Origin of the sequence: Ruminococcus sp., assembly GCF_017549005.1 — a bacterium.
In the GTDB taxonomy this organism is placed as follows: Bacteria; Bacillota; Clostridia; order Oscillospirales; family Ruminococcaceae; genus Ruminococcus.
Window position 1 is genome coordinate 1 of the sequence record NZ_JAFYYT010000046.1, and the last position, 22,564, is coordinate 22,564.

General features: G+C 47.5%; 21 protein-coding genes. 10 read left to right on the forward strand and 11 right to left on the reverse strand.

The window, feature by feature from the left end; genetic code table 11:
* Nucleotides 1–138: 138 nt before the first annotated feature.
* On the reverse strand, nucleotides 139–1,479 hold the full coding sequence (locus IKW96_RS11270) for a hypothetical protein (RefSeq protein WP_296574705.1): 1,341 nt from the start codon (nucleotides 1,477–1,479) through the stop codon (nucleotides 139–141).
* Between the two features lie 346 nt (nucleotides 1,480–1,825).
* On the opposite strand from IKW96_RS11270, the gene IKW96_RS11275 reads away from it, so the two are divergent.
* The 6 genes from IKW96_RS11275 to IKW96_RS11300 all read left to right on the forward strand — a co-directional run bounded on the left by IKW96_RS11275 (nucleotide 1,826) and on the right by IKW96_RS11300 (nucleotide 8,973).
* A complete protein-coding gene (locus tag IKW96_RS11275; RefSeq protein ID WP_296574707.1) occupies nucleotides 1,826–4,144 on the forward strand; it encodes a glycoside hydrolase family 95 protein in 2,319 nt (772 codons plus the stop codon).
* A gap of 18 nt (nucleotides 4,145–4,162) precedes the next feature.
* The gene (locus IKW96_RS11280) at nucleotides 4,163–5,818 is read left to right on the forward strand and encodes a glycosyl hydrolase (RefSeq protein ID WP_296574709.1); all 1,656 of its coding nucleotides are present in this window, start codon (nucleotides 4,163–4,165) and stop codon (nucleotides 5,816–5,818) included.
* Nucleotides 5,815–7,122, forward strand: a complete 1,308-nt coding sequence (locus IKW96_RS11285) for a hypothetical protein (protein WP_296574712.1) — start codon at nucleotides 5,815–5,817, stop codon at nucleotides 7,120–7,122. Before IKW96_RS11280 ends, IKW96_RS11285 begins: the two co-directional genes overlap by 4 nt.
* Before the next feature lie 188 nt (nucleotides 7,123–7,310).
* The gene (gene spo0A / locus IKW96_RS11290) at nucleotides 7,311–8,066 is read left to right on the forward strand and encodes a sporulation transcription factor Spo0A (RefSeq protein WP_296574715.1); all 756 of its coding nucleotides are present in this window, start codon (nucleotides 7,311–7,313) and stop codon (nucleotides 8,064–8,066) included.
* 93 nt (nucleotides 8,067–8,159) lie between these two features.
* Nucleotides 8,160–8,669 carry a flavin reductase gene (locus tag IKW96_RS11295; protein ID WP_296574718.1) on the forward strand — a complete coding sequence of 170 codons (510 nt, stop codon included), beginning with the start codon at nucleotides 8,160–8,162 and terminating at the stop codon, nucleotides 8,667–8,669.
* Nucleotides 8,670–8,766: 97 nt separating this feature from the next.
* A complete protein-coding gene (locus IKW96_RS11300; protein ID WP_296574721.1) occupies nucleotides 8,767–8,973 on the forward strand; it encodes a hypothetical protein in 207 nt (68 codons plus the stop codon).
* Nucleotides 8,974–9,086: 113 nt separating this feature from the next.
* On the opposite strand, the gene rpsT is transcribed toward IKW96_RS11300, so the two are convergent.
* Nucleotides 9,087–9,347, reverse strand: a complete 261-nt coding sequence (rpsT, locus tag IKW96_RS11305; RefSeq protein WP_296574726.1) for a 30S ribosomal protein S20 — start codon at nucleotides 9,345–9,347, stop codon at nucleotides 9,087–9,089.
* Nucleotides 9,348–9,574: 227 nt separating this feature from the next.
* On the opposite strand from rpsT, the gene gpr reads away from it, so the two are divergent.
* Nucleotides 9,575–10,420 carry a GPR endopeptidase gene (gene gpr / locus IKW96_RS11310; RefSeq protein ID WP_296574729.1) on the forward strand — a complete coding sequence of 282 codons (846 nt, stop codon included), beginning with the start codon at nucleotides 9,575–9,577 and terminating at the stop codon, nucleotides 10,418–10,420.
* Nucleotides 10,421–10,646: 226 nt separating this feature from the next.
* Here gpr and IKW96_RS11315 read toward each other — a convergent pair whose 3' ends face one another.
* A complete protein-coding gene (locus IKW96_RS11315; RefSeq protein WP_296574731.1) occupies nucleotides 10,647–11,399 on the reverse strand; it encodes a DUF2461 family protein in 753 nt (250 codons plus the stop codon).
* Between the two features lie 417 nt (nucleotides 11,400–11,816).
* Between IKW96_RS11315 and IKW96_RS11320 the strand changes: the two genes are divergently transcribed.
* Nucleotides 11,817–12,176, forward strand: coding sequence for a hypothetical protein (locus tag IKW96_RS11320; RefSeq protein WP_296574733.1), 360 nt, complete (start codon nucleotides 11,817–11,819; stop codon nucleotides 12,174–12,176).
* Between the two features lie 346 nt (nucleotides 12,177–12,522).
* On the opposite strand, the gene IKW96_RS11325 is transcribed toward IKW96_RS11320, so the two are convergent.
* The 3 genes from IKW96_RS11325 to IKW96_RS11335 all read right to left on the reverse strand — a co-directional run bounded on the left by IKW96_RS11325 (nucleotide 12,523) and on the right by IKW96_RS11335 (nucleotide 15,962).
* Entirely contained in the window at nucleotides 12,523–13,824 is a 1,302-nt protein-coding gene (locus tag IKW96_RS11325; RefSeq protein WP_296574737.1) for a Sapep family Mn(2+)-dependent dipeptidase, read from the reverse strand.
* Nucleotides 13,825–13,951: 127 nt separating this feature from the next.
* A complete protein-coding gene (locus IKW96_RS11330; RefSeq protein WP_296574740.1) occupies nucleotides 13,952–15,070 on the reverse strand; it encodes an ABC transporter ATP-binding protein in 1,119 nt (372 codons plus the stop codon).
* Between the two features lie 115 nt (nucleotides 15,071–15,185).
* Complete coding sequence (locus IKW96_RS11335) at nucleotides 15,186–15,962, reverse strand: pseudouridine synthase (RefSeq protein ID WP_296574743.1); 777 nt, start codon at nucleotides 15,960–15,962, stop codon at nucleotides 15,186–15,188.
* Between the two features lie 82 nt (nucleotides 15,963–16,044).
* On the opposite strand from IKW96_RS11335, the gene IKW96_RS11340 reads away from it, so the two are divergent.
* Nucleotides 16,045–16,449 carry a DUF4830 domain-containing protein gene (locus tag IKW96_RS11340; RefSeq protein ID WP_296574746.1) on the forward strand — a complete coding sequence of 135 codons (405 nt, stop codon included), beginning with the start codon at nucleotides 16,045–16,047 and terminating at the stop codon, nucleotides 16,447–16,449.
* Between the two features lies 1 nt (nucleotide 16,450).
* On the opposite strand, the gene IKW96_RS11345 is transcribed toward IKW96_RS11340, so the two are convergent.
* From IKW96_RS11345 to IKW96_RS11355, 3 genes are read right to left on the reverse strand one after another with little or no spacing between them, the layout of a single operon-like run.
* Entirely contained in the window at nucleotides 16,451–16,822 is a 372-nt protein-coding gene (locus IKW96_RS11345) for a DUF4870 domain-containing protein (protein ID WP_296574749.1), read from the reverse strand.
* A 4-nt stretch (nucleotides 16,823–16,826) separates the two neighbouring features.
* Complete coding sequence (gene nrdR / locus IKW96_RS11350; RefSeq protein ID WP_296574751.1) at nucleotides 16,827–17,318, reverse strand: transcriptional regulator NrdR; 492 nt, start codon at nucleotides 17,316–17,318, stop codon at nucleotides 16,827–16,829.
* Nucleotides 17,315–18,118 carry a sugar phosphate isomerase/epimerase gene (locus IKW96_RS11355; protein WP_296574754.1) on the reverse strand — a complete coding sequence of 268 codons (804 nt, stop codon included), beginning with the start codon at nucleotides 18,116–18,118 and terminating at the stop codon, nucleotides 17,315–17,317. The genes nrdR and IKW96_RS11355 overlap by 4 nt, the downstream gene beginning before the upstream one ends.
* A 358-nt stretch (nucleotides 18,119–18,476) precedes the next feature.
* Between IKW96_RS11355 and IKW96_RS11360 the strand changes: the two genes are divergently transcribed.
* Complete coding sequence (locus IKW96_RS11360; RefSeq protein WP_296574757.1) at nucleotides 18,477–19,091, forward strand: manganese efflux pump; 615 nt, start codon at nucleotides 18,477–18,479, stop codon at nucleotides 19,089–19,091.
* A 2-nt stretch (nucleotides 19,092–19,093) separates the two neighbouring features.
* On the opposite strand, the gene IKW96_RS11365 is transcribed toward IKW96_RS11360, so the two are convergent.
* Entirely contained in the window at nucleotides 19,094–19,894 is an 801-nt protein-coding gene (locus tag IKW96_RS11365) for a metallophosphoesterase (protein WP_296574759.1), read from the reverse strand.
* 6 nt (nucleotides 19,895–19,900) lie between these two features.
* Complete coding sequence (gyrA, locus tag IKW96_RS11370; RefSeq protein WP_296574762.1) at nucleotides 19,901–22,531, reverse strand: DNA gyrase subunit A; 2,631 nt, start codon at nucleotides 22,529–22,531, stop codon at nucleotides 19,901–19,903.
* Nucleotides 22,532–22,564 lie beyond the last annotated feature (33 nt).

Sequence of the window (22,564 nt, forward strand, 5' to 3'; positions counted from 1 at the left end):
AAATCGCTTATTAGCTCTCTTCTTGCACGCTGCTCATCTGTTTCGTTTCTTCGCCTTCTGCTCATAATTAAAACCTCCGAAGTAGTGTCTCTTCTATTATACACTACTTTGGAGGTTTACACAAATTTTAGGATAGACTCACATATTCATATATTCCGGCTCAAGAACATAGAGCTTCTCATTTCCTTCGGTGTAATCGCATATGATACCTGCATTCATTGCTTCCATATTATCATATTTCCCTTTTCCAAGCACATCATAAACCAGTCCCGTATCGGGAAAAAGGCACTTGACATCGCCATATTCACCAAACAGAAATACCTTGCCGTCACCTGCAAACCAGGGTATGCCTATATTGTCAAGACTGCTGTAATAATGCTCCATTTTATCCATATCAAATGTATCGATCCTGTAGCCCAAGCTTAAAATCAACCGGTCTTTTTCAGCGTACATTGTTACACCAATGAATTCTTCCGAAATGAAATAGTAATCATCATTTGCATAAAAAGATCCTATCGAATCGAGTCCTCTTGCATTTATTTCTTCATTCAGTTCTGCGTATTCGTCTTCCACTTCTGCTGTATACTCACTTCCATTCATAAATTTATCTTCTTCTATGTTATAAAAACTTTCGCCTTTATCATTAAACAGTATCATATATCTTTCTTCGTATGACTGCATATATTTTATGTCTAAATCCGTTTCCCAAACGGTCGTTTCCTTTCGTGAGCTCAGATCCACTGAATACATATAGTTTTTTTCCGGCTCTGAAACAGTAAAGAATAGCTTTCCCGCGCAGAATTCGATCCCTTTACATTTTTTATCTATTGAATCAGACGACCAGCTGAATATCTCCTGACTTTTTTTGGTATCAAGATCATAGGAGAAGACCGCCCATTCATAGAACAGCTCCGTCGGCTGGTAATAATCCGTTTGGCTCACGCCATAGCAGGCAGCAACGTATATCTTTCTGCCCTGACGGTAAGTTCTTACGACACGGGCTTTTTCAGGGCTGTTCTCCCTCTCGCGCCAGTTTTCCTTTTTTCTCAGGGATTTGTAGGCCTCCTCAATAAACTCGGGTCTGTTGTATACAGGCACCCTTTCTCCCATATTCAGGTCGTTTACATCTATGGTCTGTATATCAATGGGGAGCTGTTTTTGCGTCAAGGTTACCTTAACGTTTATCTCCCTGAAATCACTGTCGATGTACCTCTTCTTTTTCTCGGGCTTTTCCCCGGAAATGCTCTCAGCTGCCTCTCCGGAGCCGTTTTCACCTGATACCGGTGTCGTATTTTGAACATTTCCAACGTCTTTTGTCGTTTTTGTATTTTTATCGTTTTTTTCCTCTGTGACCTCTTCAGTAGTGGTCTCCGCTGTCGTTCCAGACTTTTTTTCATTTTTTCCGTCATCGTTCTTACTGCATGAGCAGCAGCTTACAGTCAGCAATATTACGGCAAAGATCGTGGCAATACGTCTCATTTTTCTCTTCCTCCTGCGTATAATATATATGTGAGGTGTCAATGCTGTTCTTACGTTAAAACGGGATAAGTCCGCTCTGATAATATTTTACATTTTTTAAAGCAGAGTGTCAATAATAATCGGAAATAACCGGGGATCAGCATCAGCTTTAGTGCATTTTCTCTGAAACAAGCAGAAAAATGTGTAATAATATGCCGTTTGTTTGGAAATTCACGGCAAGATATGCACATATTTGCAAAAAAAAGCAATTTGTGATATAATGTGTGATAATCGGGGTGGTATAAAAACGCCGCCTTAACGTATCCCATCAGCAAACGACGACTTAATCCAATAGGAGCAATTTATTATGAGTACTGAAACTTTAATGAAATATGATTCTCCAGCAGAAGCTTTTGAAGAAGCTCTCCCTATCGGAAACGGACGTATCGGTGCAATGATCTACGGTACAGCTTTAAACGAAGCTATCGTCCTCAACGAGGACTCTGTCTGGTCAGGCGGTCTACGCCACAGAATAAATCCCGACGCTAAGGAAGGCTTTGCGGAGGTCCGCAGGCTTCTCAGCGAGGGAAAGGCTGCCGAAGCAGAAGAGGCAGCAATGAGCAAAATGCAGGGCGTTACGCCAAATATGAGGCGATATATGCCTCTCGGCGAGCTCGACATCGTTCTCGAGGCTGACGGCAAAGCCCGTGAATACTCACGAAGCCTCGATATAGGCAGCGCCGTTGCAGACGCTACCTTCTCCGTGAACGGAGTTGTATACACAAAGGAATATTTCGTATCTGCTCCCGACGAGGTGCTCGTTGTGCGTATCCACGCCTCCGAACCTGCCTCGGTCAACCTTTCATGCGGTATCGGCGGACGCGACGACTGCTACGACGACAACCGCCCCTGCGCACATAATATGATACTCTTCAACGGCGGCACAGGCAGCCGCGACGGCATTTTCTTTGCCGCCTGCCTGGGAGCTTCCGCCAAAAACGGCGAGATAAAGACCGTTGGCAGCAGGATATGCGTAAAGAATGCGGACGAGGTGATGCTTGTCCTCTCTGTACGCACCAGCTTCTACAGTCAGATGTATGAGGAGTCCGCACAGGTGGACGCGGAAATGGCTCTGCAATGCGATTACGACGAGCTCTACTACCGCCACGTAAACGATTACAAGGAGCTTTTCGACCGCGTTGAACTCACTCTCAACGACAACAGCGGCGAGGACCTCACACTCCTCTCAACTCTCGAGCGTATAGACCGTATCAAGGGCGACGAGCTTGACAATACGGACTGCCGCAGACTTATAAACGACAATAAGCTCATCGAGCTTTACTTCAATTTCGGAAGATATCTCATGATATCATGCAGCCGCGCAGGCACTCAGCCTGCAAACCTTCAGGGAATATGGAACGACCTCATGTCACCTCCCAACGGCAGCCGCTATGCCCTCGACCTCAATACGGAAATGAGCTACTGGCTGGCTGAAAGCTGCAACCTTTCCGAGTGTCATCTCCCTCTTTTCGACCTGCTGGAGCGCGTATGCGGCAACGGCAGAGTCACCGCAAAGGAGATGTACGGCATAAACAAGGGCTTCGTATGTCACAGCCATACCGATATATGGGGAGATTCCGCACCTCAGGGCGAGAATACCACATCAAGCATATGGCCTATGGGCGGAGCATGGCTCGCTATCCATGTTTTCGAGCATTACGAATACACTCTCGACAAGGAGTTCCTTGCCGAGAAATACCATATACTAAAAGAAGCCGCCGAGTTCTTCACCGAGTACCTCACTGAGGACAGCAAGGGCAGACTTGTGACGGGACCCTCCGTTTCTCCCGAAAATACCTACATCGATGGCAACGGAGTTCAGGCAAGTATATGCATGGGACCTGCAATGGACTCGCAGATACTCACCGTACTTTTCTGCTGCGTCATAAAAGCTGCACATATTCTCGGGAAAGACGCCGCTTTTGCCGAAAAGCTGGCAGGTATGCTCCAGAAGCTGCCCCAGCCCCAGGTAGGCAAGTACGGACAGATAATGGAATGGTCGGAGAACTACGACGAGACCGATATCGGTCACACACGTATATCTCAGCTTTTCGCGCTCTATCCCGCAGGGCTCATATCGCCCCTCAGAACGCCGAAGCTTGCTGACGCCGCAAGAGCCACACTTGTCCGCAGGATAATCCACGGCGGCGGACATACGGGCTACAGCAGCGCCTGGATGACAAATATGTGGGCGAGACTTTTCGACGGAAGAATGGTATACGAAAGTCTCATGCGCCTGCTTTCACACTATACAAATCCGAACATGACCGAATGCAAGCCCGCTTTGCAGCTTGAAGCCAATTTCGGCGGTACCGCCGCCATTGCGGAGGCTCTCATGCAGAGCTGCGGCGGAGAGATAAATCTTCTGCCTGCGCTGCCCGACGAATGGAACAACGGTCACGTATGCGGTCTCAGGGCAAAGGGCGGATTTACTGCCGATATCTACTGGACCGCAAATAAACTCACACGCGCCGAGATAAGCTCAGAGCTCGGCGGAGAGCTGCGCCTGCGCGCCAACTGCGCGGTAAGCGTTTCCTGCGACGGAGAGCCTGTTGACCTCCGCACGGAGGAGGGTCTTGTCATTTTCGCGACGCAGCAGGGCAAAACCTATACCATAAAAGCATAGATCTCTTGGGAGGATTAAATGGACATTCGCAGACCCATAGCTCTTGCAGCTGCTGCGGCAGCCGCTGTTTCGGCTTTTACAGCCTGTGACAAAAAGAATAAAATGACAGCTTCCGTGCCTATAATCGTGGAGAAAGCCACTGAATCCACTACAGAGCCGGCTACGACCGTACCTGTAGAGACTTTCCCCGACTATCCTGTTACCTATCCAGAAATAGAAAAACAGACCGCAGGCAATCTCTACGAAGCTGAGAGCGGCGAGCTCAAGGGCGGTGCAAGAGTTGCCTTCGATCTTCCCGAATTCAGCGGCGACGGCTATGTTACAGGCTTCGGCAGCGAAGGAAAGGCTTCCGTTGCATTCGAGATAGACGTTCCCACGAACCAGCACTACGACCTGTCGTTCAATATATCCTCGGACAAGGCTGTGGACTGCCGCATAACCTTAGGCGACCAGCAGCTCACCGTATTCAGGACGAATGACAGCGGAAAATTCACATACATCACCCTTTACGGAGTTTTCCTCACAAAGGGCAAGCAGAAGCTCGAAATAACTCCCGAAAACGGGGATATGTGCCTTGATTACCTTAAAATCGAGAACAATACCTCACTCAGCGATATAAGCTACGACGCAAAGGGCGAGCTCGTCAACAAGAACGCAGGCGAGTCCGCAAAGGAGCTCATGTCGTTCCTCTCCGAAAACTACGGAAAGCACATGATAACAGGTCAGTACGCCTACGGCGGAGAGAACACGGAGCTCGACCTTATATACCGTACTACAGGCAAATATCCCGTTATACGCTTCTCAACAACAGACGTACCCGATGAGAGCTTCGACGAGAGCTTCAAAGAGATAGACGCGGCGGCTGAATGGTACTTAAACGGCGGTATATCCTGTCTAAGCTGGTACTGGAACGCTCCTTCGGACGCAAAGAGCAGCATCCATACCGCGGATACCGATTTCGATATCTCAAAAGCCGTTACCACACAGAAGCTTGCCGAGCTCACGGAAGAGGAGATACGCGAGCTCTACAGCAAAGGAAATATTTCCAAAGAATGCTACGGACTCATACTCGATATAGACAATATGGCAGGACAGCTGACCTCCCTCAAAAACCGCGGCGTACCCGTTCTGTGGAGACCTCTCCCCGAGGGCTGCGGCGACTGGTTCTGGTGGGGCGCAAAGGGCGAAAAGCCCTATAAATGGCTGTGGCAGCTGATATACGACCGCTTCACCAAGTACTTCGAGCTGGACAACCTTATTTGGGTATGGAACGGTCAGAGCGAAAGCTCCATGGTGGACAGGCGTACCTTTGACATTGCCTCCGTAGACCTCTACCTCAACAACGAGAAGGACTACGGTCACAGATATTACGAGGAATTTGCCGCCGTTCAGAAGTTCGTCGGCACAGACAAGATACTCGCTATCAGCGAATGCGGAAGCGTTCCCGATATGGACGCGGCTTTCCGCGACAATGCCGTGTGGTCCTTCTTCGGAGTGTGGTACGGCAAGTACGTACAGACCGATAACGGCGAATACAACGAGGAATACACCAATAAGGAAGCGCTCATAAGAGCCTATAACTCCGACGGAGCGCTTACCCTTGACGAATACAGGAAGCTCCGCGGCTTTGACGAGCCCGGCCCCGACGCAGAAGAAAAAAAGGAGGAAAGATGAGCGGCGACCTTGTTCTCTTGAGACCCGATTCCGAAACGCAAAAAGAGCTCACCGAAAAAATGCTTAAAGAAATAGCGCGTAACGACCACGCTGCCGTAAGCTTCAAGATGTGGGACGCTCTTGTACTTCTGCCATTTTCTCAGCCCGAGGACATATTCCTCTTCATGGAGGACGATTTCTCCATGTACAATACGGGAAAAAAGACCTTTACGGAGCTCCGTATGGAGGCGCAGAAGGCTGCGGAAAAAAAATATGCCCTTAAAGGCAATGTTACTCTTGAAAAAATATACGATATCTTCGTTAAGATAAGCGGAGTTTCTCCCTCATGCAGAGAAAAGCTCATAATGCGCGAATGCGACCTTATACATCATTTCGCCTTTCCGCGAAAACTGGGAAAGCTCCTCTTCGATGAGGCAAAGCGCTGCAATAACAAGCTTATCGTTGTATCGGATTCATATTATCCCCGTGACGTCGTCGTAAAGATACTCTGCGACTGCGGCTACGGCGATTACAGCTCCGTCGTCATACCGTCAGAGCTGAATATCCCCGATTCAGCAAAAACAGGTTTTCTCGACGCAGTCGTAAAGAAGTCGGGACTTGACCCTGACAATGTGCTCCACATAGGAGGAGACCTTTCCAATGATGTGGAAGCTCCCATACGAAAGGGCATGAAAGCCCTTATGCTCCAGCCCGTGCTGCCCCTTATGGTAAGGTCGGGCAGGCTTCGCGGATATGTGGAGGAAAAACATCTCTACGACATCGAGGAAAAGCAGTTCATGGCTCTGCGGTGCTCCTTTGCGCTGTATGCAGCCTACGGCTTTGACGCTCCGCAGAACAAGAAGCCCAAAAGCGATTTCTGCGACGACGAGTACATGATAGGCTTCATTATACTTGGTCCTCTGTGCTTTATCGAGAACTTTGAGCCTACGGATATGCAGGCGGAACTCATAAGAGCTATGGAGAAAAACAAGAATATAATGAACGGCAAGCTCGATTTCCGTAATATGCTGTATCATCATTTTGGGGATTTCATCGGGAAATACGGCGGCGAAGGCTGTCATCTGGGGCTGGAATTTCTCGAAAAACACAGCTATATCGGCGACAGGAACAGGATATACCCGTTTCTTTCCGATAGCAGCAGAAAAAAATGGGGCAGGGCAGAAAGCGAGCCCAAACTTGCGCCTGTCCATGCAAAAGCAGTCAAAAAGAACGCTCTTCAGAAGCTCGCCGACAAGCTTTTCCCTCAGGGAACAAAGGTCAGGGAGATGTCCGAAGGCGCTCTCACAAGAAAAAAGCGCAAATAACAGTTTTTTCCAATATATTCATATTTTTGCGACGGCTTATTTCGACGGCTTTTTATGGCGGAACTGTCTTGATACATTTCCTGCGAAAAAGTCCTGTAAAATACTAAAAAATCCCGTTGCTGCTCCTTTTGTGATGTGATATCATTATTAAGCGGTCGAAAACCGCTGAACAAAAGGAGGTATAAAATATGAATAACAAGGTAAAAGTACTTATCGGCGACGATTCTGCCGAGACAGGCGTAAGCGTGGCTAATAAGCTGCGCGAAAAGGGTATGTATGCGTACACAAGACGCAAGGACTGCGGCGTGATACTGGAATCCATAAAAAAGGATCCCCCCGACGCAGCCGTACTCGATATCTCGTCACAGAACGGCGATGTTATATCGCTTATGAAAAGTGTTAAGGAATCAGGCATAAAACCGCCTGTATTCATCATAACATCTTCTTATGACAACGAGTTCATCGAGCGTCAGGTGACTGAGAACGGAGCTTCAAGGTTCATGCTCCGTCCATGCAGCGCCGACGACCTGTGTACCGCTATAAACTCCGCTCTCGGCGACAGGGTCAGCAGTCTCAGTGACGACATGGAGGTAGTTGTTACCGACATGATACATCAGCTGGGAGTTCCCGCTCATATCAAGGGATATCACTATCTCAGGACGGCCATCCTCTATTCCATCGAGGATAAGACCCTTCTGGACAGCGTTACAAAACTCCTGTATCCTACTGTCGCAGATATCTACGATACCACCTCATCCCGCGTTGAACGTGCTATACGCCACGCTATAGAAATAGCCTGGGACAGAGGCAACGTTGACACATTAAATTCCTTTTTCGGCTACACCGTAGATACGGGAAAGGGCAAACCCACAAATTCGGAATTTATCGCACTTATCACTGATAAGCTCCGTCTGCGCTACAAAAGCGCTCTCAGAGCTCACTGATATCTCCGTGAAAGCTGTGATAACACCGAAAAAAGCTAAGCCGCGCACTTCATGATAATGCACGGCTGCTAATAATCAAAAAGGAGGTTTATCATGGCTTTCAGGAAAATCGATATCAGCGAGCTCTCATTCAATCCCTTCGATAAGATAGGCAAACAATGGATGCTCCTGACAGGCGGAAACAGTGAAAAATACAATACTATGACCGCTTCATGGGGACAGCTCGGTGTTCTATGGAACAAAAACGTGCTGACCTGCTATATCAGACCTAACCGCTATACCTACAGCTTCATCGAAAAAGAGGAATGCTTCACGGCAAGCTTTTTCGGAGAGGAATACAGAAAAGCTCTTTCCTTCTGCGGCTCACATTCGGGCAGAGACTGCGACAAGGCTAAAGAGACAGGTCTTACTCCTGCTGAGATAGACGGCTGTATGAGCTTCGCAGAGGCTGAACTCGTACTTGTATGCCGCAAGCTTTACAGCTATGACCTGCAGGAAAGCGGATTCCTTACAGACGACGGTATCCCTGCACAGTTCTTCGGCAGCGATCCGTATCACAGAGCGTATATATCCGAAATAACCGGAGTTTACGTAAAGGAATGATACAACAGATATAAAAAAAGACAGATAATACCTTTTCTATTTTATTGTTTATAAACACTGAGCAAAATCCACTATTCTATCCATCGGAGGGATATTAATGAAAAACGACGATATATTCAAGGAGGTTGCCCGCAAGCACGGTGTGACCGAAGAAGAAGTAAGAAGCGAGATCGAAAAATCAATAGCCGAGGCCTGCAAGGACCCCAATGCTCCAATAAACAGTATCGGAAACGGAAAGGTCCCTACTCCCGAGGAAGTTATTGCACACGTTCTCAAGGAGCTTGCCAAAGCGAATATGAATTAAAATAATCCCCCCTGTTTCCGACAGAGGGGTTTACTTTTTATAAAAAACGTCCCCTTGCCGACCGTGAGTTGTCCGCAAGGGGATTTCGATTCTTATATTATCAAAGAGACCGATTATTCAGCAGAGTTGAGCTTCTTAGCGAGCTGTGACTTCTTTCTTGCAGCCTTATTCTTGTGCATAAGACCCTTAGCGCAAGCCTGATCAACTCTCTTGATAGCAACCTTGATAGCCTCTACCTTGTCAGCAGCGCCTGTTGCTACAGCTGCGTCAGCCTTCTTGAGGATAGTCTTGAGATTGGACTTTCTTGCCTTGTTGGCAGCAGCCTTTGTTGCATTGACCTTTACTCTCTTCTTAGCAGACTTAATGTTTGGCATTTTGTTACACCTCCTTGAATTATGCGAACCGTATAATCGCCCGCATTTAACAGATAATAGGAGCAAACACGGGTTAGTTCACTCCCTGGCAGCTGCAACGCACAGCTGTCATACTGAGACAAATATAATTATAGCATTTTTCAACAGTATTTTCAATAGTCAAAAGTGAAATAATCCTTATAAATATTTTCCACAATTAAAGCATAATGCACAATATGGAGGAAATCATGGATATTCGCACAGATCTCGCTCTTGAAAGCCTCTCCGCAGAGGAGCTACCCGAGAGCGTTCACATACGCATTCGCGGCAAAGCCTTCCGCGTTACCGAGATAGTCATTGACGACGACAGCTGTCTTGACTCCATAGGCAGGGGCAGGGGACGATATATCACTCTCGAGGGGAGCTGTCTGAGCCGATTTTCCGAGGATTACGAGCTCATGGCGCAGGAGCTTGCACAGGAGCTCTCCGCGCTTCTGCCTGACGGGGATATACTTGTGGTGGGACTTGGGAACAACGATATAACTCCCGACGCTATCGGTCCGCAGACTGCCGCAAAAGTGCTTGCTACAAGGCATCTCAGCAGCGATGAGGACTTCGGGGAGGAGTTTTTCACATCGCTCCGCCGCGTCAGCGCCTTTGCAGGTGGAGTCATGGGACAAACGGGTATCGAGACCGCCGAGATAGTCCGAGCTATTGCCGCGGAGCTCCGACCTGCCGCCATTATCGCTATTGACGCTCTCGCCTGTACGGACGTGAGCCGGCTCGGTACGACGATACAGCTCACGGACACGGGAATTTCCCCTGGAAGCGGCGTTTCCAACCGTCGGCAGGAGCTCTCGGAGAAGCTTTTCGGCGTTCCCGTCATAGCCGTGGGAGTTCCCACCGTTGTGGATATGCACACTATCGTGAAAAGCCTAACAGGGAAGAAAATAAACGGGGAGCTGCCAAATATGATGGTAACTCCCCGTGATATCGACCGCCTTACCGAAAGAGCCTCGCAGCTCCTTGCATTCGGGATAAATCTTGCTTTGCAGCCGACTCTGACATTTGAGGACGTGAGAGGGCTGTTCTGATGCGTAATTCATAATTATTGCAGGGGCGAGTTCCGCTCGCCCGTTAATTTTTCGGTTAATTAGTTAATTACATTTGTTACGTTAGGCGCGGACTGCCAAAGGCAGCCCATACATTCCGCAAATAACAGAAAATAATGTGACGTAAGCGATGTACAGGTATCGGTTTTAATCATTGTGAGCGAGTTTACGAGCGACAACGTGGCTGCGGTCGAGCTGGCTCAGCTCGTCACCACATGAATTCAACATCGGGAGCTTTTACCATGTGTATCTCGGGCTCGGGCTCTGAGAGCTGCTGCTCCTTTTCTTCCCTCAGGATAGCCTTTGCAAGCTCCTCCACTTCCACAATTTCGTGGAAATAATCGTTTACGGGCTGGAGCACCTTGAAAACTTCAACAGCGTGCTCCGCTATTTTTCGGGAGAAAAGCTCCTCGGGACCGCTGACCTTTGTGTAAAGGCTCAGTCCCTTTTTCACGAAATATTTCTCCAGCTCGGGAACCGGACAGGACTTTTTCCGCTTGTACTCCTCACCGCCCAGCGTCAGCCCGTACTTTTCAACAAGTTCATCGACCATGTTGATAAACGGCTCGGAGTCCTCAAGAAGTCCGCTGCGAAAACGCTCCATAACAGCGGCTTCGGGCTTGGATATGCGGAAACCGAACTCCGCTCCCTCGGGAGAAAGCTCAAAATACAGGGTGGGAGTCTTGTTCCAGTACCATGCGTCATAGCGGACATATATCCACAAAGTGTCGCGGTAGTGTAGATATGGCGCGAAATTCTCGTCGCGGTAAATCCTGCCCACCTTGTACATCATGCCGTCGATATCTGAAAACGGCGCGAAAAGCTCCTCGCCGAGAGCCTTCATTGGCTCGAAGACCTTCTCCGTATAGACCGCCTTACGCGGCTCGAACCAGTCCTTGTTATTGTTATGTCTTACACCGAGGAGGAACTCCAGCGCCTCATTTGAAAATCCATTGAACATAGTATTCTCCTGTTATCGTAATGACGGCCTTTGAACGTCCATACAAAGCGTCAAGCCGTCCCTGATTACTGATTACTGATTACTGATTACTGATTACTGATTACTTAGAAATTATATCACAGTTTACGGCATTATTCAAGGAGTAATATCATAATTCCATATTTTTACAGCAATATAGTACTAATTTTATTTCACACAGTGGTGAAATAACTTTCAACATTGTGTTGAAACAGCTGTGGAGTCATATGTTAGATTGTGGATAACTATGTTGAAAATGTGGAAAACAACGTAGAATACACTTTTTGGAAGTGCCTAAAAGTTGAAAACCCTGTGGATAAACGGGGAAAATAAGTAAACAATAAAAATATGTTGTGGAAAAAGACTCCGCAACAATTCATTGTAAAGGATATGATTTGTATGAAAAAGCTTTTAGCAATATGCTCCATATTTTTTACAGTCTGTACAGCCCTTACAAGCTGCGGCGATAACAACAGCGGCCATTATACCGACGACGGAAATGGCGCAGTTATCGACCAGACAATTACGACTGTAAAACATGAGAGCACTACTACTACAATGCGCGAAAGCTCCGTTAAGGACAGAGCCGAGGACGCTGCCGACGGAATCGGCGACGCAGGCAAAGATATCGTAAGCGGCGTGGGCGACGCCGGAAAAGACCTCATTGACGGTGCACAGAACGCCGTTGATAACGTCATCGACGGCATGGACGGCGAAAAAGAAACCAATACTACCACAACCCACAAGAACGACAGATAACTAAAGGCGAACAGTAAGTTTATTTCACTCACTGCAGCTTTATGCGTAATTATTTAGGAGGACCCTTTTGAAAAAGGGTCTCTCCTCAAACTCCTCCCCTAAAACTTTCAGCTTAAATTTTCCTAAACAGGACGCCCACCTAAAAGTAACGCCCTCTGCACATCTTGCAGGGGGCGTCCTGTTTAGGAAAATTTGGGTTAAAAGTCTTTGGAAAGGGGTTCTGGGTACTCCCTGTAGTACAGGGAGATGTCCGCAGGACAGAGGGTCGCGCCTCCGTCAGAGGGAACCTTTCCTCAGAAAGGTTTTCCCCGACAATTACATATAAGTTACGGTGAGCGGAATAAACTTACTGTCCGCACAGCTCCACCATTGCTTCTGCCATTATTTCCGCATTTTTCAGCAGGTCGTTCACGGTAATGAACTCGTCGGGGCAGTGCATATTGCAGTTTGTATCCGGGAACTCAGCACCGAAGGCGACTCCGCCCTCTATCTCATGTACATAGGTGCCGCCGCCGATAGCGATACAGCGGCCTTTATCGCCTGTTACCCGCTCATAGACCCTCAGAAGCGTCTGCACAAACTCGCTGTTTTCGTCGGTACAGTGGGGCTCGACGCCCTCGCAGGAATCCACCTCGAAGCCAGCGCTGCGAAGCTTTCCACAGATAATATCGCTTATCTCAGCCTTTTTGCGGTCAAGTGGGAAACGAATGTCGATACCGCCCTTGATACGTCCGTTTTCGGTGTTCAGAAGCGACAGTACACAGGTCATATCGCCCGAAATATCGTCACTGAAGCCAAGTCCGCAGCTCTTTCCGTTCAGCTCTCCGTGAGGGAAGAGCTCCGCAAGAGCTTTCAACAGCGGCTCTTCGTTACCGTAGTCCGCAAGAAACTTTGTTATGGCATTCTCGCCCTTTTCGGGAGTTGAAGCGTGTGCGGAAGTGCCGTCAGTTTTACCGAAAAAAGCCGTAGGACCGTTCTTTTCTGCCCTCACAAACTGGAATTTACAGCTTGCAGGCACGGCATTTATAACTGTTCCTGCCTCAACTGATACGTTTTCGGGCACAGCTGCCGAAAAATAGACCCTCAGCATACCCTTTTCCGCATTGATAAGGGGATACTCACCGTCAGGAGTGAATACCATAGACGGTAATTCATGCTTTTTTCGGTAGTAGGCAAGGTCCGCGGAACCGTTCTCCTCATTCGTGCCGAAGATAAGGCGTATACCCTTTTTCAGCGGAAGTCCAAGCTCCTTAACGGCTCTCGCCGCAAAAAGAGCCGCAACAGCAGGTCCCTTGTCGTCGATAGTACCTCTGCCGACGAGTTTATCGGTCTCGGGCTCATGACGAAGCACAAAAGGGTCGGAAGTCCAGCCCGTTCCTACGGGAACTACGTCCAGATGAGTGAGCACGGCAAGCTCGGGAGCAAGTCCGTTTATGTCCGCAGAGCCTGCGTAATTGTCCGTATTTTCCACGGAAAAACCGAACTCCTCACACTTTTTTAGCATAATATCGAGAGCTCTTGCAGGCTCTTTTCCGAAAGGAGCTCCTTCTTCCGCTTCGCCCTGCACGCTGGGAACTGCGACGAGCTCCGCGAGAAAGTCTATCATTTCCTGTTTATGGTCGTAAATGTAATCTTTTATCTCTGACATTGTTTTCTCCTGTGATAATTATTCAAAAACAAAAAACCGCAGTAGAGCTACTGCGGTGATTTGCGTGTACACAGCGTCTCGCGACGCTATGTACCAAGAAAGAAAGGATAAATATGAAAAGAATTAATCAGTTAACAATTGTCTTCTCAGTTTCCTTATCGAAGATGTGGATTCTGTTAGGATCGATAGCAACCTTGATATCGTCTCCTGACTTAGCTGTAGATCTCGGGCTAACTCTTGCTGTGAGCGGAATACCCTCGCAGAGGAGGTAGAGGTAAGTCTCAGCACCCATCATTTCGGTAATTTCTACGTTAGCGTCGATAACGCCTGTAGAAGCATTTGAGAGGTACATTTCTTCATCGTGGATAGACTCAGGACGAACACCGAGAGTGATCTCCTTGCCTACGTATGAGTTGAGGTCTTCGTTTACCTTTGACTCGGGAACGATGATCTGATACTTTGTATTCTTACCAAATTCAACTATATACTGACCATACTCTTCCTTGAGAGTAGCGTCGATGAAGTTCATCTGAGGTGAACCGAGGAAGCCTGCAACGAACTTGTTAGCAGGGTTCTCGTAGAGGTTCTGAGGTGTATCGATCTGCTGAACGAAACCGTCCTTCATACAAACGATTCTGTCACCCATTGTCATAGCCTCAGTCTGGTCATGAGTTACATAGATAAATGTAGTACCGAGCTTCTTGTGGATCTTAGCGATCTCGGTTCTCATCTGAGCACGGAGCTTTGCGTCGAGGTTTGAGAGAGGCTCGTCGAGAAGGAATACCTTTGGTGAACGAACGATCGCACGACCGAGGGCAACTCTCTGTCTCTGACCACCTGACATAGCCTTAGGCTTTCTGTCGAGGAGGTGTGTAAGGTCGAGGATCTTTGCAGCCTCGTTAACCTTTCTCTCTATTTCATCCTTAGGAACTTTACGGAGCTTGAGTCCGAAAGCCATGTTATCAAAAACAGTCATGTGCGGATAAAGAGCATAGTTCTGGAAAACCATTGCGATATCTCTGTCCTTTGGAGCGATATCGTTAACGAGCTTATCGCCTATATAAAGCTCACCTTCTGATATCTCCTCGAGACCTGCGATCATACGGAGAGTTGTTGACTTACCGCATCCGGAAGGTCCAACGAGAACGATGAACTCCTTATCTCTTATCTCTAAATTAACATCCGAAACGGCTACTACTCCGCCAGGATATTTCTTATAGATGTTTTTAAGTACTAAGCCTGCCATGTTTAATCCATTCCTCCAGTAAATAATTTAATGCCGATTTATTTTTTTCCATCATCAGCTATGATAATATAATAACACATATTTTGCAATTTTGCAAGTTGCTAAATCGCCAAAGTTACGTAATATACTTTATTAGATTTGCCGAATAAAATGCCGAATATTTGGCAAAAAAGAGGTCAAAATTTTGCTCTTTAAACATATCGTTCGGCATTATCTCCATACTCTCTCCTATTCTCAGTTTTTCGGGCAAAACAAGGCCTCCGAGAGAAATTCTCATTAAAAGTTCAACGTGATTTCCCACAGCTGCGAACATTCTTTTAACTTGATGATATTTTCCTTCATAAAGTTCCACAAATGCGAGTTTATCGCTGTTTTCCGACTGTCTGACCTTTGCGGGGAGACAAGTCTCTCCGTCTGCGAGGGTAATACCCTCTGCAAATTTGTTAATATAATTATTTTCAAATTTTCTGCCAAGTTGCACAATATAGACCTTCGGAATGTGATGCTTTGGTGAAAGCATTCTGTGCGCCAGCTCTCCGTCGTCTGTAAGCAAAAGTGCTCCCATGCTGTCCTTATCGAGACGCCCCGCGGGAAATAACCCTTTTTTCCGCAATTCGGGAGGGATTAGCTTCATCACTGTTTCTCCGTCCTTGTCGTCCGTTGAGCACACATAGCCCTGCGGCTTGTTGAGGAGCAGATAGCTGAAACGCTGCGTTCTTATCTCCTGACCGCATACCGTAACTGCTGCCGACGTATCGTCTACCTTTACGTCCGGACGCTTTACAACTGTTCCGTCAACGGTTATCCTGCCCTTTGCAGCGAGCTCCTTTATCTGATTTCTTGAATATTCAGTCCTTTCGGAGATGAACTTATCAAGTCTTATCTGTGCCATTGCAACTCCCTTCGGTATATTTCATATCATGTACTGAATAAGCTCTAATGATCCCGATTTTACCGAAAAGGAGCAATAAAGCATGAAAAAAAACTTATTTGCAGCGGTCTCAGCCGCTTTCCTGACGCTTGCTGCCTGTAACAGCAAAGAAGCGCCGACAACTGTTACGGCTGTCGGCGACGTTGCTCAGCGTATAGGATACTTCGCCTCTCACGGCTGGGAGGCGGAGGAGATATCCGAAAAGGATATAACTATCCCCGCGGATTTTCCCGATGTCTATGAAGAATACGCCCGTATGCAGGATAAACAGGAACTTCCTCTGCGGAAATACGCAGGAAGAGCCGCAAAGCTTTTCGTGTACGAGATAAAGAATTACTCTCCCGACAACATGAAAATGCTTGCAGAGCTGCTCGTATGCGACGATATCGCAGTTGCCTCAATGGTATACAGTGAGGACGGAGGAAGTCTCAGAATGCCTGTGAGCTGAATCAGAATACGTTGAGAAGTTTTCCTACGAATGGCATTCTGTAAGCCTTGCCGTTTACTGCGCCGATGATGTAAACTACCAGCATTGCGATGATAGCGAGCCATATAACTATATTGCAGAGAATACCGAGGATCGGTATAAATACAAGTATGAGCCTTATAATGCTGAGAGCTACCAGCGCGATGAGCCATGTAAGGCTCTGATTTGCATGGAACTTGCAGTATGTAGAATTTTTGTCGCCGAGTATCGGCAGGAAGAAGAGAATAGGAAGAATGTACGCGATAATGGCAAGAGGTTTGTTTTTGTCAACCTCAGGCTGATTAAAGGTCTGCTCCGTATTCAGGTCGTTAAAGTTTTCAAGTAAATCCATCATTTTTTTATACCTCCGATTTATTTATAACGGAAAGCTCTTCCGTTTCTGAGTCTTTTCTGTCAAATTCGCTTATTGCGGCGACGAAGCTGTCAATATCTGTAAAGTCCTTATATACCGACGCAAATCTTATATAGGATATGGGATCGATCTCTCTGAGCCTGTCAAGCACGAGTTCTCCTATTTCAGTTGATCTTGCCACTGTCCTGAGTGCATTCGCGTAGTAATTCTCGACATAATTTGCGATCTCCGTGACCTTCTCTGCTGAGACAGGTCTCTTTTTTATTGCCGAAACTATGCCGTTTATGAGCTTTGCCTTGTCGAAGAGCTGGACGCTCCCGTCCCTCTTTTCGACCATGAGAAGCGGTACCTCCACAGCTTCATATGTGGTGAATCTTTCTCCGCATCTCACACATTCACGCCGCCTTTTTGTCTTGTCATCGACAGGGCGTGAATCTATAACCTTCAGTTCTTCAAATCCGCAGTATGGACATTTCATTTTTTAAGCTCCCTGCCATAAGGCTCAGTCATGCGTGTAAGTTTATTATAGCTTGAAATAAGATCGCTTATACCCTTGAAGCCGCTCCTGTACAGCTCGAGAATGACGCTGCAATCTGGATTATAGCCTGCGAGCTTCTCAAAAAACTGCTTAAAATTGAACCTGCCCCTGCCAATGAGGAGGCAGTCGCCCATTTCTCCCGAATCGCTGATATGCACATGGGATATCTTATCCCCGACGATATCGAGAAAGCTTACGGGATTTTCATTTGAACGCAGAGCCTGCTTTGTATCGAGCACAAACGCAAACTCGCTGCCAAGCATATTTTTTATTTCCTTTATAAACGCGGAAGAACCGCTTTTGCAGCGTGAGACATTTTCGATAGCAACGGTGACTCCGAACTCCCTGCCCAGTCTGTAAAGCCGCGAATAGCGCTCGCAGTAGCGCTCGGCAGTACAGGTGGAGGATGGCTTGCCGCCGTGAAAGACGAAAATATCAGCTCCCACAATATTCATGAAACGAAAGTAAAGCTTGTAATATTCAAGCATATCGCTTATCCTGCGCTCGTACTCGGAAAAGAACATCTGCGGTTCTATCTCGCAGGTGAAGGGGTGTACCGAGGGGCATTTTACTTCAAATCTTTTCAGCAGATTTGCCATGCCGTGAGCAAAGCTTTTTTTCAGCTCGGAATGAGTATTTACAAAAAGCTCAACGCAGGAAACGCCGTTCAGCGCAAGTTCATAGAGGGCTTCCTCAATAGGTTTAGGGTACAGGCAAGCTGTAGAAACACCTGCTATCAAAAATACCCCTCCTCGCGCTTTATCAATATAATTTTATTATAAACATATTTTCCCCGATTGTCAATAATAAAATGATAATTTAACCGCCTTAATCTTCTCAGCCGCCAGCCTTCAGACAATGAATAAACACTTTCTCATCTCACGCGGAGGGATAAAAAGTGTCTTTCAATAAAGGGCTGAAATCTGCTGTTATTAAACGGAAAACCGTTTAATATTGAAAAAATAATCCTGAACTTTGTATCATTGCACAAATATAAATATACGTTCTTGTGAGTGTTGTATATTTTCCGATGATAACTCGGTCATACTAATCACTCTGTCATGCACCGATGAATATAATGCAAGTGGGGGTGTTACCTTGCTTAAAGAATTTTTACTGGCATTTATCGTAAGTATCGACATATACCTTGCTTCTGCCGCCTGCTGTAACAGCGGCATAAGGATACCTTTCAGGTCAGCATTTATCATTGACCTTTTTTCGGCGGCTGTTATGTTTTTTTCCGTGAGCCTTTCCGATATCATATCGGGATTCATAACCTCAGATACCTGCCATATTGTCGGAACTGTGGTGCTTATTGCCTTAGGCTCCCTGAATATCACAAAGAGCCTTCTGCGCAATATCATGCGCCGTATTTCCGAAAAAGGCGGTTTTACACTGAAAATGGGAGAGCTTTCCATGTTCGTGCGGCTCTGTCTCGACGACGCTGCCGCAGATATCGACAGCTCGAAGGTGCTCTCAGCAGGTGAAGCTTTTTTCCTTGCCCTTGCAGGCTCTCTTGACGCTGCCGCAACGGGCCTCAGCTGCGGCGGTACGGATATTTCCGCAGTATACGCGGCTTCAGCCACCTGTATCTGCGGAGCTGCCGCCCTGACTCTCGGACCTCTCACGGGCAGAAAAATATCCTCCCTGCGCCACGATCTCTCATGGTCGGGAGGATTACTTCTCATATTATTTGCCGTTTTCACGGCATAGACTCATATTTCATATATTACTATCTCGGGGGGATCAAACAATCTCAGCTTTCCGAGACCTGCCGACACGAGCAGCTTCTTTCCGCCGAAATCGAATACTCCCTTTGAGTATTTCGGGAAAAATCTTCTCTCGGGTGAAAGCATTGCTTTTCCGAACAGTCTTACGGAACCGCCGTGAACATGGCCGCTGAAGGTGTATTTTGCTCCCCATTTTGCGTATTCTTCCCCGAAAAAGGGATTATGCGCTATAAGCAGCACCTCTCCCCCGGGGCATTTTCCCAGGAGCTTCTCTATGTCCTTTTCGGTTATAACGTCAAGGTCACGGTAGCCGCCGTTTTTCTTGTACACGCTGTAATCCTCAAGAAGTCCGTATATTTTCAGGACGCGCTCACCCACAAGGAGCTCCGCGCAGCTGTTTTTCAGCACTGTCTGATCGTTTCTAGCAAACATGGCTCCGAGCTGGGCGCGTCTTTCCTTTGGTACGCTCTGCTCGTGATTTCCGTATATAACATAAACGGATGCTATCCCGTGAAGCCCTTTCAGAAGAGCCTCGGCAGGCGAATAATCCGTATCATAACGGGTAATGAGGTCTCCGCTCACTATTATCAGATCGGGAGCCTCTGCTCTTACCTTATTTACCAGCTTTATATTGTCCCTGCCGAATTTACGGTGATGAAGGTCGGAAATATGAGCGACTTTCACGCCGCTTCCAAGTTTTTCATGCCTTACTTTAAGACAGAAAACGTTTTCATATACTGCATAAACTGCAAAGATAACAATAACAGCTATTACAAAATATATCATAACAAATTATTCTTCGCTGTCGTCCTCGTCGGGCTCAGCTTCTACAACAACCTCGTTCTGCTCTTCAAGTGCAGCTTCTTCTTCCGCAGCCTTTATCTGCTCGTCTGTGAGCTGCTCTACCTTTTCAGTCTCGGCATTATCGTCGTGCTCGGCACGGGTGAATGCAACTACATTTGCGCCTTCGTTGACTCTCATGACGCGGACGCCCTTTGCGATACGTCCCATGATACGGATATCGCTGGCGAGTATCCTTATGATGATTCCGTCGCTCGATACGAGGATTATATCGTCCTCCTCGTCAACTATCTTGATTCCGCATACGTGTCCGCGGACATCGTCGACCTTGTAGTTGGTAAGTCCGTAGCCGCCGCGGTTCTGTATACGATAGCTGTCAAGGTCTGTCTTCTTGCCGTAGCCGTTTTCGGTAACGGTCAGGAGCGAAGCTCCCTCGCGGACTCTTGCCATGCTTACAACGTAGTCTCCGTCGCGGAGTTTGATAGCTCTTACGCCGTGAGCCGAACGTGAAAGGGCTCTTATCTTGCTTTCCTCAAGGCGGATAGCCATACCGTTCCTTGTTGCCACAAAGAGCTGTGCATTGCCGTCTGTCATGCGGACGCCCTCTATCTCGTCGCCCTCGTCAAGTCCGATAGCAATAAGACCGTTCTTGCGGACATTCTTGTAGAGAGAAAGGTTAGTCCTCTTGATCTTGCCGTTCTTGGTGACCATTGTGATGAACTTATCCTCGCCGAAATCGGTGGTCTTTATCATTGCCGCTATCTTCTCGTTTTCAGTGAGAGGAAGCAGATTTATGAGGTTGAAGCCTCTTGAAGCCTTTGAACCGTCGGGGATCTCATAGCATTTCAGCTTGTACATTATACCCTTGTTTGAAATGAACAGGATATTGTCATGTGAGCCACAGATGAACATCTCCTGAACGAAGTCCTCTTCACGCTGCTTCATGCCTGTGATTCCGCGTCCGCCGCGGTGCTGAGTCTTGTACTCCGTAAGCGGCATACGCTTGATGTAGCCGTTGTTCGTAAGAGTTACGACACAGTCCTCCTCGGGGATAAGGTCCTCGATATCAACTTCACCGCTGACATTTTCGATGTCAGTGCGGCGCTTGTCGCTGAACTTCTTGCGGATAGTGTTGAGGTCTTCAAGGATAATAGCGTAAACTCTGTTAACGTCTGCGAGTATATCCTCAAAATCGGATATTTTTGTGAGAAGTCCGTAGAGTTCGTCGGTTATCTTCTGTCTTTCGAGACCTGTCAGCTGTCCTAATCTCATCTGAACGATAGCCTCAGCCTGTTCCTGTGAAAGACCTGTCTGGTCTTCGACATGAAGTCCTGTAAGGTCGTACTGGGCGCGGTCAAGAAGAGCGGACATATCAACGTCCTTGAAACGCTCTATCATGCGGTCCTTTGCTTCCTGTACAGTTGCGCTGGAGCGGATTATCGCGATAACCTCGTCGATATTGTCTGCTGCAAGCACGAAGCCCTGTAAAATATGGGCTCTTTCAAGTGCCTTGCGGAGGTCGAAGCGTGTTCTTCTCTGTATTACGTCTACCTGGAAATCAAGGTAGTGCTGGAGCATCTGTTTTAGAGTGAGTATCTTCGGCTCGTTGTTAACGAGAGCCAGCATGATTATTCCCACTGTGTCCTGAAGCTGTGTGAGAGCAAAGAGCTTGTTGAGGACGATATTCGGAACAGCGTCCTTTTTCAGCTCGATAACTACTCTCATACCGTCCTTGTCAGACTCGTCGCGGAGGTCGTAAAGTCCCTCTATACGCTTGTCTCTTGCGAGTTGGTTTATGCTCTTGAGAAGCCTCTCCTTGCGGAGCATATAAGGTATCTCGTCGATAATGATACAGTTTCTGCCCTTTATCTCCTCAAAATGAGTACGGCTGCGGAGAGTTATCTTTCCCTTTCCTGTAGCATAAGCCGCACGTATGCCGGCTCTGCCCATGATTATGCCGCCTGTAGGAAAATCAGGTCCCTGTATGTGCTCCATGAGCTGTTCAAGTGTGCAGTCGGGGTCGTCGATAAGAAGCTGAAGAGCGTCTATGACTTCGCCGAGATTGTGAGGCGGTATATTTGTCGCCATACCTACGGCGATACCTACAGAACCGTTTACGAGAAGGTTCGGGAAACGGGACGGGAGCACCGAAGGCTCTTTAAGACGGTCGTCGTAGTTGGATACGAAATCAACAGTTTCCTTGTTGATATCAGTGAGCATATCCAGCGTGAGCTTTGCCATTTTTGCCTCGGTATAACGGTAAGCCGCAGGGCCGTCGCCGTCTATGGAGCCGAAGTTTCCGTGACCGTCAACAAGAGGATATCTCATAGAGAAGTCCTGTGCAAGTCTTACAAGTGCGTCATATACCGAAGCGTCGCCGTGCGGATGATAACGTCCCAGTACGGCACCAACTGTATCGGCGCATTTACGGTACGGCTTCTCGGGAGTAAGTCCGTTTTCATGGAGCGTATACAGTATTCTTCTGTGTACAGGCTTCAGACCGTCTCTTACATCGGGGAGCGCTCTGGAAACAATTACCGACATGGCATAATTCAGCATGGAATTTTCCATTTCATTGACAAGTTCGGTATTTATTACCTTTGAGTTGTCTGTGTAAAGCATTTTTTCCTCCTGAGAGAATATATTTTAATTCGC